Source organism: Acidovorax sp. SRI_002, assembly GCF_057586455.1.
The window spans coordinates 296,243-309,750 of sequence record NZ_JBYCZW010000003.1; the positions used below are offsets into that span (position 1 = coordinate 296,243).

8 protein-coding genes are annotated in these 13,508 nt (G+C 67.8%); 6 read left to right on the top strand and 2 right to left on the bottom strand.

Features of this window, described 5'->3' with window-relative positions:
• Positions 1-84: 84 nt before the first annotated feature.
• The 5 genes from AC2YJX_RS09530 to AC2YJX_RS09550 all read left to right on the top strand — a co-directional run bounded on the left by AC2YJX_RS09530 (position 85) and on the right by AC2YJX_RS09550 (position 8,752).
• The gene (locus AC2YJX_RS09530; protein WP_487255894.1) at positions 85-1,149 is read left to right on the top strand and encodes a ligase-associated DNA damage response exonuclease; all 1,065 of its coding nucleotides are present in this window, start codon (positions 85-87) and stop codon (positions 1,147-1,149) included.
• Positions 1,146-2,843, top strand: a complete 1,698-nt coding sequence (locus tag AC2YJX_RS09535) for an ATP-dependent DNA ligase (RefSeq protein ID WP_487255895.1) — start codon at positions 1,146-1,148, stop codon at positions 2,841-2,843. Before AC2YJX_RS09530 ends, AC2YJX_RS09535 begins: the two co-directional genes overlap by 4 nt.
• Positions 2,840-5,563 carry a ligase-associated DNA damage response DEXH box helicase gene (locus tag AC2YJX_RS09540; RefSeq protein WP_487255896.1) on the top strand — a complete coding sequence of 908 codons (2,724 nt, stop codon included), beginning with the start codon at positions 2,840-2,842 and terminating at the stop codon, positions 5,561-5,563. The genes AC2YJX_RS09535 and AC2YJX_RS09540 overlap by 4 nt, the downstream gene beginning before the upstream one ends.
• A gap of 5 nt (positions 5,564-5,568) precedes the next feature.
• A complete protein-coding gene (gene pdeM / locus AC2YJX_RS09545; protein WP_487255897.1) occupies positions 5,569-6,276 on the top strand; it encodes a ligase-associated DNA damage response endonuclease PdeM in 708 nt (235 codons plus the stop codon).
• A gap of 241 nt (positions 6,277-6,517) precedes the next feature.
• Positions 6,518-8,752 (top strand): NADP-dependent isocitrate dehydrogenase, encoded by a 2,235-nt coding sequence (locus AC2YJX_RS09550; protein WP_055395789.1) that lies wholly within the window; start codon positions 6,518-6,520, stop codon positions 8,750-8,752.
• Between the two features lie 192 nt (positions 8,753-8,944).
• Here the strand turns inward: AC2YJX_RS09550 and AC2YJX_RS09555 are convergent, their stop codons facing one another.
• The gene (locus AC2YJX_RS09555) at positions 8,945-10,339 is read right to left on the bottom strand and encodes a hypothetical protein (RefSeq protein WP_487255898.1); all 1,395 of its coding nucleotides are present in this window, start codon (positions 10,337-10,339) and stop codon (positions 8,945-8,947) included.
• A 154-nt stretch (positions 10,340-10,493) separates the two neighbouring features.
• Here AC2YJX_RS09555 and AC2YJX_RS09560 point away from each other — a divergent pair, with 154 nt between their 5' ends.
• Positions 10,494-11,453 carry a LysR family transcriptional regulator gene (locus tag AC2YJX_RS09560; RefSeq protein ID WP_487255899.1) on the top strand — a complete coding sequence of 320 codons (960 nt, stop codon included), beginning with the start codon at positions 10,494-10,496 and terminating at the stop codon, positions 11,451-11,453.
• A 71-nt stretch (positions 11,454-11,524) separates the two neighbouring features.
• Here AC2YJX_RS09560 and ggt read toward each other — a convergent pair whose 3' ends face one another.
• Positions 11,525-13,402 (bottom strand): gamma-glutamyltransferase, encoded by a 1,878-nt coding sequence (gene ggt / locus AC2YJX_RS09565; protein ID WP_487255900.1) that lies wholly within the window; start codon positions 13,400-13,402, stop codon positions 11,525-11,527.
• Positions 13,403-13,508: the final 106 nt, after the last annotated feature.

Consider the following 13,508-nt stretch of genomic DNA (forward strand, 5'->3'; position numbering starts at 1 on the left):
TATTCAAATTTTAGTCGTGAAGCGTCGTCACGCAATCCCCAGCCCGCGCCCCGGCTTTGGCCCGCCCCCTACGATGTCCCGACCATGCCCGCAAGCGACCTGATCGTCCACCGCCCCGAAGGCCTGTACTGCCCGTCCGGCGACTTCTACATCGACCCCTGGCGGCCGGTGGAGCGGGCTGTGATCACGCACGCCCATTCAGACCACGCACGCATGGGCTCGGCCCACTACCTGGCGCATACCGACAGCGCGGGCACGCTGCGCAACCGGCTGGGGGCGGACATCGCACTGCAGACGCTGGCCTACGGCGAGGTCATCGACCACCATGGCGTGCGCGTTTCGCTGCACCCGGCCGGGCACGTGCTGGGCTCGGCCCAGGTGCGCGTCGAACATGGCGGCCAGGTGTGGGTGGCCTCGGGCGACTACAAGCTCGAAGACGACGGCACCTGCACGCCGTTCGAACCCGTGCGCTGCCACACCTTCATCACCGAATCGACCTTTGGCCTGCCGATCTACCGCTGGCCCTCGCAGCCCACGCTGTTTGCCGACATTAATGCCTGGTGGGCGGCGAACGCAGCGGCGGGCAAGGCCAGCGTGCTGTATGCCTATGCCTTCGGCAAAGCGCAGCGGCTGCTGCATGGGGTGGACGCCAGCATCGGGCCCATCGTGGTGCATGGCGCGGTGGAGCCGCTCAACGCCGTGTACCGCGCGGCGGGAGTGGACCTGCCGCCCACGCTGCGCGTGACGGACCCGGGCCTCACCAAGGCCGACCTGAAACGCGCGCTGGTGCTGGCGCCGCCCTCGGCCGCTGGCACCCCTTGGCTCAAGCGCTTTGGTGATTTTTCTGACGCGTTTGCCAGCGGCTGGATGCTGGTGCGCGGCGCACGCCGACGCCGGGGCGTGGACCGGGGCTTTGTGATGAGTGACCACGCCGACTGGCCCAGCTTGCAAAAAGCCATTTGCGCCACGGGCGCGGAGCGCGTCATCGTGACGCACGGCAGCACGGCCGTGATGGTGCGCTGGCTGCGCGAGCAGGGGCTGCACGCCCAGGTGTTCGCCACCGAATACGGCGCCGATGACAACGAGGACGATGCAGGGGAGGCGCCTGAGGTGACAGGTAGCACACCCACACCTGAGGCAGCCGCATGAAGGCCTTTGCCCAGCTGTTCCAGGCGCTCGACGCCACCACCGCGCAGTCGGCCAAACTCGCGGCACTGGTGGCTTACCTGCGCGTGGCACCGCCCGCCGATGCAGCCTGGGCCACCTACTTTCTCGCAGGCGGCAAACCCCGCCAGATGGTGCCCACCAAGCGCCTGAAAGCGCTGGCACAAGAGGCTGCGGGCCTGCCCGAGTGGCTGTTTGAAGAAAGCTACCAGGCCGTGGGCGACCTGGCCGAAACGTTGGCGCTGCTGCTACCCCCGCCTGCCCAGCCCACCGAACTGACACTGGCCGAATGGATGGCCCAGCTGCTGCCCCTGCGCACCCTGCCGCAGGGTGACGCCGATACCCGTCTGCGCACGCAATGGGACATGCTGGCACCTGAGCAGCGCTTTGTGTACTTCAAGCTCATCACCGGCAACTTCCGCGTGGGGGTGTCGCGCCTGCAGGTGACGCAGGCGCTGGCCACGGTGAGCGCGCTGGACCCCAAGCGCATCGCCCACCGGCTGATGGGCTACACGCAGATCGGCCGGCAGCCCCAGGCCAGCGACTACCAGGCGCTGATCGCGCCGGTGGACGACGATGCCAGTACGCAGGATGCTGCCGATGCAGGCCAGCCCTACCCCTTCTTTTTGGCCCACCCGTTCAACCAGCCCGTGGCCGACATGCCCGCACTGCTGGGCACGCCCGGCGACTGGCTGGTGGAATGGAAGTGGGACGGCATCCGTGCGCAGATCGTGCGGCGTGCGGGCGCGGTGTGGATCTGGTCGCGCGGGGAGGAGCTGGTGACCGACCGCTTCCCCGAACTGGCCGAGGCCGCGATGGCGCAGCTGCCCGATGGCACGGTGGCCGATGGCGAGATTCTGGTGTGGCTGCCCGATGAGCCCCAGCCCCGCCCCTTTGCCGACCTGCAAAAGCGCCTGGGCCGCAAGACCCTGGGCCCGAAGCTGCTGCGCGAACTGCCCGTGGTGCTGGTCACCTACGACCTGCTGGAGCACGCTGGGCAGGACCTGCGCCAAGAGCCGCAACAGGCCCGCCGCACGCTGCTGGAGGCCATGCTGCAGCAACCCGATGACACCGCCATTGCTCCCCCGCCCCACAAGGCCATGCGCCTGAGCGCACTGCTGCAAGGTACCGACTGGCAAGACCTGGCACGCCAGCGCGAGGCCGCGCGCAGCATGGGCACCGAGGGCTTCATGCTCAAGCACCGCAGCGCGCAGTACGGCGTGGGCCGCACCAAGGATGTGGGCGTGTGGTGGAAGTGGAAGATCGACCCCATGAGCGTGGACGCGGTGCTCATCTACGCCCAGCGCGGCCACGGCCGCCGCGCCAGCCTCTACACCGACTACACCTTTGCCGTATGGACCGGGCCGCAGGACGACCCGGACCGGCAACTGGTGCCTTTTGCCAAGGCCTATTCGGGCCTGACGGATGCCGAGATTGCGCAGGTGGACGCCATCATCCGCAAGACCACGCGCGAGAGCTTTGGGCCCGTGCGCAGCGTGGACGCGACGCTGGTGTTTGAGCTGGGCTTCGAAGGCATTGCGCGCAGCCCGCGCCACAAGAGCGGCATTGCGGTGCGCTTTCCGCGCATGCTGCGCTGGCGGCAAGACAAACCCGTGGCCGAGGCCGATACCTTGCAAACGCTGATGGCACTGCTGCCGGGGCAGGACGCGGCCATATGAGCACGACACGCCGCCCGCGCAAGCCCCTGCCCCCGGTGGCACCGAGTGCCGCAGCCGCCTGGATGGCGGCGCGCGGGTGGCAGCCCTTCGGCTTCCAGCAAGACGTGTGGCGCGCGATGGGCGAGGACCGCTCGGGCCTGCTGCACGCCACCACGGGCGCGGGCAAGACCTATGCGGTGTGGCTGGGCGCGCTGCAGCATCTGGCGCGGGCCGATGCAGCACCAGCGCCCGAAGAAGCCCCCAACGCCCGCACCGCGCTGCGCACGCGCCGCGCTGCGGCACCACCGCTCACCGTGCTGTGGATCACGCCCATGCGTGCACTCGCTGCCGATTCGCTGCGCGCCCTGCAGGCACCGCTGCCCGAACTGGCCCCCACCTGGACCAGCGGCCTGCGCACCGGCGACACCGCCAGCAGCGAACGCGCTGCGCAAGACCGCCGTCTGCCCACGCTGCTGGTGACCACGCCTGAAAGCGTGTCGCTGCTGCTGGCCCGCGCCGATGCGCGTGAGCGCCTGGCCAGCGTGCGCCTGGTGGTGGTGGACGAATGGCACGAACTGGTGGGCAACAAGCGCGGCGTGCAGGTGCAACTGGCGCTGGCGCGCCTGTCGGGCTGGAACCCGGCGCTGCAGGTGTGGGGAATGTCGGCCACGTTGGGCAACCTGGAGGAGGCCCTGCACACCTTGCTGCCGCAGCCCGTGCCCAGCACGGCGGAAGCGCCACAGCCACCGCCCGCCGTGCTGGTGCAGGGCCGCATCGACAAGCGGCTGGAGGTGCAGGTGATGCTGCCCGCGCGGGCCGACCGCTTTGCGTGGGCGGGCCACATGGGGCTGAGCCTGCTGCCGCAGGTGGTGCAGTCGATCGAAGCGGCGGCGTCCACCTTGGTGTTCACCAACACCCGGTCGCAGGCAGAGCGCTGGTACCAGGCGCTGCTGGAGGCACGGCCCGACTGGGCCGGCACCATTGCGCTGCACCATGGGTCGCTCGGGCATGAGGTGCGCGACTGGGTGGAGCGAGGCCTGAAGGCCGGGCAGCTCAAGGCCGTGGTGTGCACATCGAGCCTGGACCTGGGCGTGGACTTTTTGCCGGTGGAGCAGGTGCTGCAAATCGGTTCGGCCAAGGGCGTGGCGCGGCTGGTGCAGCGTGCAGGCCGCTCGGGCCATGCGCCGGGGCGCAGCTCCAGCATCACGCTGGTGCCCACGCACAGCCTGGAGCTGGTGGAGGCAGCCGCTGCGCGCCACGCACTGGCGCAGGGCCGCATTGAAGACCGGCACACGCCGCGTGCGCCGCTTGACGTGCTGGTGCAGCACCTGGTCACCGTGGCGCTGGGCGGCGGCTTTGTGCCCGATGCGCTGCTGGCCGAAGTGCGCCGCGCACCCGCCTACGCGGCCTTGGCCGATAACGACTGGCAATGGGCGCTGCAGTTTGTGCGCCAGGGCGGTTCATCGCTGGCCACCTACCCGGACTTTCACCGCGTGGTGCCAGACGACGAGGGTGTGTGGCGCGTGCCCGATGCGCGCCTGGCGCGCCGCCACCGCAGCAACATCGGCACCATCGTGAGCGACGCCGCCATGCAGGTGCAGTTTGTGAGCGGCGGGCGCCTGGGGTCGGTGGAAGAGAGCTTCATCGCCCGGCTGCGCAAGGGCGATGTGTTCATGTTTGCAGGCCGGCTGCTGGAGCTGGTGCGCACCCAGCAGATGACGGCCTATGTGCGCATCGCCCCCAGGGGCAGCGCCGCACTGCCGCGCTGGAGCGGCGGGCGCATGCCGCTGTCGAACACGCTGGCCGATGCGATGCTGGAACAGCTGGCGCAAGCCGAGCGCGGCCAGTTCACCACGCCCGAGATGCGCTGCGCCCAGCCGCTGCTGGAGCTGCAGCAGGCCTGGTCGGCCCTGCCCACACCCAGCCGCCTGGTGGCCGAGACCCTGCACACGCGCGAGGGCTGGCACCTGTACCTGTACCCACTGGCAGGCCGCCTGGTGCACCTGGGCCTGGCCGGGCTGCTGGGCTGGCGCGCGTCGCAGCAGGTGCCCAACACCTTCTCCATCGCGGTCAATGACTACGGGCTGGAGCTGCTGTCGGCCAAGCCCGTGGACTGGCCCGCGCTGCTGCCGCGCCTGATCGGCGAAGGCACGCACACCACCATCGGTAGCGGGCTCGAAGACGAAGTGCTGGCCAGCCTGAACGCCACCGAAATGGCGCGCAGGCGCTTTCGCGAGATCGCGCGCATTGCGGGCCTGATCTTCCAGAGCCACCCCGGCGAGCAGCGCAGCAGCCGCCAGCTGCAGGCCTCGTCGTCGCTCTATTACGACGTGTTTGCGCAGTACGACCCCGACAACCTGCTGCTGGCCCAGGCCCGTGCCGAGCTGCTGGCGAACGAGCTGGACATGGAGCGACTGGCCCGAACGCTGCGCGGCATGCAGGCGCAGACCCTGTCCATCCATGCCCTCACGCGCCCCACCCCGTTTGCCCTGCCGCTGATGGTGGAGCGCTTTCGCGAGCGCCTGAGCACCGAGACCCTGGCCGACCGGCTGGCGCGCATGGTGCAAGCGCTGGAGCAGGCGGCCGACGCCACCACGGGCACCCACCTGGCGCAGCACCCTGTGCAATCCACGGACATGGCGTGGGACCTCCCTGAAGGCTCCGCGACCTCGGCACGGCGCACGCGCCGAGACCCGGCCGGGGACAGCCCTCGTCGCGCCCGCAGACGCCACGGATTCTGAGCACCATGACCTCGCTGGCCACCCCCACGCACACCATCGGTGCGCACGCCATCACCCTGCCCTGCGGCACCGCGCTGCAGCTGCTGCCCCAGCGCGCCCTGTGGTGGCCCGCTGCCCGCATGGTGCTGGTGGCGGATGTGCATTTCGGCAAGGCAGCCACCTTCCGCCGCGCGGGCCAGCCGGTGCCGCATGGCACCACGGCCGACAACCTGGCGCGGCTGGATGCGGTGCTCGCTGCCACCGGCGCCGACCACCTGGTGTTTCTGGGCGACTTTCTGCACGCACGCAGCGGCGCGGCCGATGCGCTGTGGCAGCAGTTGCTGCCCTGGCGCCAGCGCCATGCCCGTGTGGCGATGACCCTGGTGCGCGGCAACCACGACCTGCATGCGGGCGACCCACCGGCCACGCTGGCTCTGGCGCTGGTCAACGAGCCCTGGTTGCCTTGCGCCCATGTGCCGGTGCTGGCCTGCCACCACCCGCAGGCCGTTGGGGGCCACACGGTGATTGCCGGGCACCTGCACCCCACGCTGCGGTTGCGCGGCCCGGCGCGGGATGCGCTGCGGGCGCCGTGCTTTGGGTGGGGCGATGGACAGTTGATCCTGCCCGCCTTCGGGGCCTTCACCGGCACGGCGCCCGAAGCCCTGCCCGCGCACTGGGCGCAGTTTGCCGTCCTGCCTGGCCGCGTGGTGACTGTTCCAGGGGGCCTTTCATAGGGTGTACAGGGGGTGGCGCGCTGCCGCCAACGCGGTCAAACTGCAGAGCGCCGCAGGGTGATTACCACCTATTTGGTGAAAAAAAGTGCCCCGGGCTTATGATAATTTTGCATTGTGAGATTCGATTGCAAAAACAGCGGGCGGTGACAGCCCCGAGCAAGGAGAATCAGAGAGCATCCGCGTTTGGCCCCGCTGCGACGCAGCCGGGGGCACCTACCTACTCTGTTTCGTGAGACAAGCCATGACGACCCAGCAACCGACCATCATCTACACCCTGACCGACGAAGCACCCCGTCTGGCCACGGCCTCCTTCCTGCCCATCGTCCGCACGTTCGCGGCGCCCGCAGGCATCAATGTGACGGAGAGCGACATCTCCGTGGCCGCCCGCGTGCTGGGCGAGTTTCCCGAGTTTTTGAAGGAAGACCAGCGCGCTCCCAACACCCTGGCCGAGCTGGGCAAGAAAACGCTGCAGCCCGACGCCAACATCATCAAGCTGCCCAACATCAGTGCGTCCGTCTCGCAGCTCAAGGCCGCCATCGCCGAGCTGCAGGCCAAGGGCTACGCCCTGCCCGACTACCCGGACCAGCCCAAGGACGACAAGGAAAAAGAGATCAAGGCCCGCTACGGCAAGTGCATCGGCTCGGCCGTGAACCCCGTGCTGCGCGAAGGCAACTCCGACCGCCGCGCGCCCAAGGCCGTGAAGGAATACGCACGCAAGAACCCGCACAGCATGGCCGAGTGGAGCCAGGCATCGCGTTCGCACGTCTCGCACATGCACGCTGGCGACTTCTACCACGGCGAAAAGTCCATGACGCTGGACCGCGCCCGTGACGTGAAGATGGAGTTGATCACCAAGAGCGGCAAGGCCATCATCCTCAAGCCCAAGGTCAGCCTGCTCGACCGCGAAGTGATCGACAGCATGTTCATGAGCAAGAAGGCGCTGCTGGAGTTCTACGAAAAGGAAATCGAAGACGCGCGCAAGACCGGCGTGATGTTCTCGCTGCACGTGAAGGCCACGATGATGAAGGTGTCGCACCCCATCGTGTTCGGCCACTGCGTGAAGATCTTCTACAAGGATGCGTTCGAGAAACACGCCAAGACCTTTGAAGAACTCGGCGTGAACGTGAACAACGGCATGGTCGATCTGTACACCAAGATCGAGACGCTGCCACAAAGCCAGCGCGACGAGATCAAGCGCGACCTGCACGCCTGCCACGAGCACCGCCCCGAGCTGGCCATGGTGGATTCGGCCAAGGGCATCACCAACTTCCACTCGCCCAACGACATCATCGTGGACGCCTCCATGCCCGCGATGATCCGCAACGGCGGCAAGATGTGGGACGCCAACGGCCGCCTGAAGGATGTGAAGGCCGTGATGCCTGAATCGACCTTCGCCCGCATCTACCAGGAGATCATCAACTTCTGCAAGTGGCACGGCGCGTTCGACCCCAAGACCATGGGCACCGTGCCCAACGTGGGCCTGATGGCCCAGCAGGCCGAGGAATACGGCAGCCACGACAAGACCTTCGAGATCGCTGAAGACGGCGTGGCCAACATCACCGACCTGGCCACCGGCGAAGTGCTGCTGAGCCAGAACGTGGAAGCTGGCGACATCTGGCGCATGTGCCAGGTCAAGGACGCCGCGATCCGCGACTGGGTGAAGCTGGCCGTCAACCGCGCCCGCAACTCCGGCATGCCCGTGGTGTTCTGGCTCGACTCGTACCGCCCGCACGAAAAGGAACTCATCACCAAGGTGAAGATGTACCTGCACGAGCACAACACCGTCGGCCTCGATATCCAGATCATGAGCCAGGTGCGTGCGATGCGCTACACGCTGGAGCGCGTGATCCGTGGCCTGGACACCATCAGCGCCACCGGCAACATCCTGCGCGACTACCTCACCGACCTGTTCCCCATCATGGAACTGGGCACCTCGGCCAAGATGCTGTCCATCGTGCCGCTGATGGCCGGTGGCGGCATGTACGAAACGGGCGCGGGCGGCTCGGCTCCGAAGCACGTGCAGCAGCTGGTGGAAGAAAACCACCTGCGCTGGGATTCGCTGGGTGAGTTCCTGGCGCTGGCCGTGTCGCTGGAAGACCTGGGCCTGAAGACCGGCAACGGCAAGGCCAAGGTGCTGGCCCAGACGCTGGACGCTGCCACGGGCAAGCTGCTGGACAACAACAAGAACCCAAGCCCCAAGACCGGCCAGCTGGACAACCGTGGCAGCCAGTTCTACCTGGCGCTGTACTGGGCGCAGGAACTGGCCGCACAGACCGAAGACGCCGAGCTGGCCGCCAAGTTTGCGCCCCTGGCCAAGCAGTTGACCGACAACGAGCAGACCATCGTGGCCGAGCTGGCGGCCGTGCAGGGCGCACCTGCCGACATCGGCGGCTACTACCTGCCCGACGTGGCCAAGCTGGACGCCGTGATGCGCCCGAGCGCCACGCTGAACAAGGCGCTTGCCTCCGTCAAGTAAGCAGAGGCGGCGGTGCGGCCCCGGCCGGGGCTGCACCCGGCGTGAGAAGACAGGTGCTCTGACTGTGATTTTTTGGAGATATTGGCACCTGGCGCTTATCTAGAAAGCGCAATCAGCTATGAATTTTGTAGCACCTTGACACAAGGCCCCGCTGTTCCAGCGGGGCCTTTGTTTTTTGCGCTAGCGGCTGGTTTACGGCCGCTCGCGCTCAGCCACCCGGCTGGCCAGCGGCGCAGGCACATAGCCGGGCAGGAAGGCGCAGCCCTTGCCAAATGGGGGCTCCATGCCTGCGCACTGCCGCGCAATGCCCTCGGGCGTGGGCTTGTCGCCCGTGTCCACCCAGCGCAGCAGCGCCGCCAAAAGCGTGGGGTAGGTCGGGTCGCTCAGGTAGCTGTGGGTGTTGTGCTGGGTGAAGGTCTGCACCAGGCGCGCCGCGCTGCCGCCCTGCGCCATGGTGGCCTTGAAGGCTGCATCCAGCTCGACGAAGGCGGTGGGGTCGTCCACGCCTTTCACGGTGAGCACAGGCACGGGAATGCGGCCGGTCAGGTCCGTGTCCTGCGCGAAGCGGGCCACGGCCGCAGGGTCGGCGCGGTAGCGCAGCACGGCCGCGTTCAGGGCGGCATCGTCGGGCGAGCCCCGGTACAACACCCCCCGGTTGCCAAACGGACTGGCGCCGCCCGTACGGTGCTGCACCACGTCGCGGAAGTGGAAGGTGGCCCAGTTCATGTGGCCCTGGATGGAGCTGGCCGGGATGCGGATCACATCCACGATGGTTTTGACTTTTCGCTGCTGCTCGGGCGTGCGCTCGGCCACCGGCTTGTTCAGCGCCAGGCATTCGTTCACGCGTGCGGCCAGGTCCGCCTGGGTCATCGCCGCATCGGCAGGCAGGCCGATGTTCAGCGGATACTGCACCTCGGTGGGCCGGGGGTGGTTGTTGCACAGGTACTGGTAGACCACGCGCAGGTCGGTGCGGAAGTCGTAGGACCGCGTGCCGCCTGCCAGCACGCCGCTGGTGAGCAGCACGGCGTCGTAAGGGCGCTTGCCATTGGCGGTGGTCTGGAACATCTCGACCCCCTTGGCTGCCACGCTGGCGCCCCAGGACTGGCCGTGCAGCACCGTGCGCTGCGGCTGCGCTACGTGCTGCACAAAGATCTGCCGCAGGCGCTCGGTGTCCTCGGCCGCTGCGCGCACCTCCACGCCGCCCTGGCGGAAGGTGCTGCCCGCCCAGGCGTAGCCCGCACGGACCATGATGGACCAGCGCGTGAGGTCTTCGACCGACCGCTCCATCCTGGGCGCACCCAGCGCGGGGCCCCCGTGGGCATGCAGCACGAGGTGGCCGTTCCATCGCTGCGGCATGGCGATCAGGTAATACGCACCCGCCGAATCCTGGCCCGACAGGCAGCGGGCGATGGGTGCCAAGTCCTTGGGGCAGGCCGCAGCCACGGGGGCGGCCTCGGCCTTGGCAGAAACCGCGCTGGCCGCTGGTGCACTGCTGGGTGCCATGGGCGCACAGGCGGCCACCGCAAGGCACGCCAGGCCCAGCAGGGCCAGGCGGGGCAGAGGCAAATGGGGTTGCGGGGCAGTCATGGTGGATGTGTCTCCTTGAGGATTCTTATGGGCCGTTTCAAACCGGATGCCGCTGCATCGTAGAAACCGGCTTTCAATACGTCAAATAGGCAAAAATGCTCTAGGCGATACGATTTGCATATGAACATCCTGCCATCTGCACCCGACCTCTGACATGGACATCCGCCAGTTGCGCTACTTTCTCGCGGTGGCCGAAGCCGGGCACATGACCCGCGCGGCAGAGCTGCTGGGCATGGCCCAGCCACCGCTCAGCCAGCAGATCAAGGCCCTTGAAAACACGGTGGGTGTGGTGCTGTTCAAGCGCCATGCCAAGGGCGTCACGTTGACCGAGGCGGGGCAGACACTGCAGGCCGATGCCGCCCGCCTGGTGCATGACTTCGACGCACTGCAAAGCCGCATGCAGCTGCTGGCCGAGGGCAAGACCGGCCGGCTCGTGATTGCCTTCACCAGCTCGGCCGCTGCGCACGAGTTCACCCCGTTCGCCTTGCGGGAGTGCCGCGCCCGCCACCCCGGCCTGGTGCTGGAGATTGGCGAGAACAACGCCGCCGAAATCACCGAGGCCGTGGCCGATGGCCGCCTGCACTGTGGCCTGCTGCGCGTACCCGTGGCGCGGCCTGCGGGCCTGGTGTTCGATACGCTGCAGCACGAGCCCGCCATGGTGGCCCTGCCCATCGACCACCCACTGGCACAACGCCAGCGGCGCGGCAAGCCGCTGCCCATCCAGATTGCCGACCTGGAGGGCGAGCCCATGATCCTGGTGCGCCGCCCGGGCGCGCCCGGCCTGTATGCCAACCTGCTGGCGCTGTGTGCCGAGCAGGGCGTGCGCCCCCGCGTGGTGGCCGAGGTGGCGCGCATGCTGACCAACCTCAACCTGGTGGCTGCGGGCACGGGCATTTCCATGGTGCCTTCATCGATGCTGGGCGTGCACCGCCACGCCATTGCCTACCGGCCGTTGGTGGATGGCGGGCGGCTGGATGTGCCCCTGACGCTGGTCTATCGCGCCGAGGACAACGTGGGCCCGACAGCGACCTTCACCCGCTTGCTCCAGACACTGGCGGGCGAAAAGCACCCGGCGGCCACCACGGAGCACCCCCAAAAAAAGGCTGCCCGGTAGTCCACCCGGCAGCCTTCGTCAGTATCAGCGCAGCCCCTGCTCTGGAGCCGCCACCGATCACATTGCGCAGCTCAGTTGTTGCCCAGCGCAATCCCCTCCCGGCGGGGATCGGCGCCACCGGCATAGGTGCCCGCTCCTGGGTTGCGCGACAGCAGGCCCGCATTGCCGTTGGACCGCACACCGTTGAACACCGCTCCATGCAGGCCGCTGGTGAAGGAGTCGGTCTGCGCCACGGCGTGGCCGCGCGCCTTGAGTCCGTCGCGGATGGCAGCGGTGTCGATGAGCGAGCCCTTTTCGATGGACGTGGTGGCGTTGGTCTGCGCACCGAAGTTCGGCAGGTTGATGGCCTGCTGGACGTTCAGGCCCCAGTCCGTCATGCCCAGGATGGTCTTGGCGGTGTACTGGATGATGGCACTGCCTCCTGGCGAGCCGACCACACCTTCGAGGTCGCCCGTGGTGGCGTTGAAGATGATGGTGGGTGCCATGGAACTGCGGGGGCGCTTACCGGCCTGCACGCTGTTGGCAATGGGGTTGCCTGCCGCGTCGGTGGCCGTGAACGAGAAGTCGGTGAGCTGGTTGTTCAGCAAGAAGCCGCGCACCATCTGCAGGCTGCCGAAGCCGTTCTCGATGGTGGTGGTCATGGACACCGCGTTGCCCGCGTTGTCGATGATGGACATGTGCGTGGTCGATGGCAGGGCCAGTGAGCTGTCCTTGCCCGTGGCGCCCGTGACACCCGGCGGGATGCCAGCCACCGGCACGCCCATGCTCTTTTGCAGGCTGATGAGCTTGGCGCGCTCCTTGAGGTAGTCGGCATTGATCAGGCCGGCCTGGGGCACGTTGACGAAGTCAGGGTCGGCCACATACAGCGCGCGGTCGGCATAGGCCAGGCGGTAGGCCTCGGACACCACGTGCACGGAGTCGAGCGTGTTGGGCTTCATGGCCGCCAGGTCAAAGCCCTGCAGCAGGCCCAGCGTCTGCAGCACCGCGATGCCGCCGGAGCTGGGCGCGGGCATGCCACACACGCGGTACTGCACACGGTAGACGCCGCACACGGGCTCACGCACCTTGTGGGTGTAATCGCTCAGGTCATCGAGCGCGAGCTTGCCGGGGTTGGTGGGATGGCTGACCACCTTGGCCACGATGTCCTTGGCGATGTCCCCCTTGTAGAACGCATCGGCACCGCCCGCTGCAATGGCCCGGAGGGTGGCTGCAAATTCAGGGTTCTTGAGCAGCGTGCCCGCCGCCTTTGCCGTGCCGTCGGCGTTGAGGAAATAGCTGGATCCGGGCTCGCCCTGGGCCTTGATGCGCGCGGCCGACCCGGCAATGGACACACTCATGCGCTGCGAGATCGCAAAGCCGTCTTCGCTGAGCTTGATGGCGGGCTCGAACAGGTCCTTCCAGGGCAGCTTGCCGTGGGCCTTGTGCGCGGCTTCGAGCATGCGCAGCACGCCCGGCGTGCCCACCGACAGGCCGCCGTCCACCGCCGCCAGAAACGCCAGCGGCTTGCCATCGGCGCCGATGAAGAGGTTGGGCGTGGCGGCCTTGGGCGCGGTCTCGCGGCCGTCGTAGGCCAGCAGCTTGTTGGCGCCCTTGTCGTAGTGCAGCATGAAGGCGCCGCCACCAATGCCCGACGACTGCGGTTCCACTAAGTTCAGCACCATCTGCACCGCAATGGCGGCATCTGTGGCCGTGCCGCCCTTGGCCAGGATGTCGACACCTGCCTTTACCGCCAGCGGGTTGGCCGCCGCCACCATGTCCTTGTTGGCATAGCTGATGGTTTTGGGCGTGTAGCCCGAGGGCGGCTCGGGCGGCACGTACTGCTCGGCGGGCTCAGGCGTGGCCACCGGGGTGGTGGGGCCGTCACTGCCGCCACAGGCGGCCAGCACGGCCAATGCGGCAATGCTCAGTCCCAGGGCGTAGGGGTTGCGTCGAAAAACAGAAAGCGACATGGATGAGATCCTTGAAAAAAGGGCGACGGGAGGGGCCAGGAACGGCGTGCCATGGGGAGACAGCGCACCACGCACCGGGTGGATGCACGGTGCGAAATTACGGGGA

Excerpts from the sequence above, each read along its gene's own strand:
- AC2YJX_RS09530 (WP_487255894.1), top strand. The coding sequence starts at position 85 with ATGCCCGCAAGCGACCTGATCGTCCACCGCCCCGAAGGCCTGTACTGC.
- AC2YJX_RS09535 (WP_487255895.1), top strand. The coding sequence starts at position 1,146 with ATGAAGGCCTTTGCCCAGCTGTTCCAGGCGCTCGACGCCACCACCGCG.
- AC2YJX_RS09540 (WP_487255896.1), top strand. The coding sequence starts at position 2,840 with ATGAGCACGACACGCCGCCCGCGCAAGCCCCTGCCCCCGGTGGCACCG.
- pdeM (WP_487255897.1), top strand. The coding sequence starts at position 5,569 with ATGACCTCGCTGGCCACCCCCACGCACACCATCGGTGCGCACGCCATC.
- AC2YJX_RS09550 (WP_055395789.1), top strand. The coding sequence starts at position 6,518 with ATGACGACCCAGCAACCGACCATCATCTACACCCTGACCGACGAAGCA.
- AC2YJX_RS09555 (WP_487255898.1), bottom strand. The coding sequence starts at position 10,339 with ATGACTGCCCCGCAACCCCATTTGCCTCTGCCCCGCCTGGCCCTGCTG.
- AC2YJX_RS09560 (WP_487255899.1), top strand. The coding sequence starts at position 10,494 with ATGGACATCCGCCAGTTGCGCTACTTTCTCGCGGTGGCCGAAGCCGGG.
- ggt (WP_487255900.1), bottom strand. The coding sequence starts at position 13,402 with ATGTCGCTTTCTGTTTTTCGACGCAACCCCTACGCCCTGGGACTGAGC.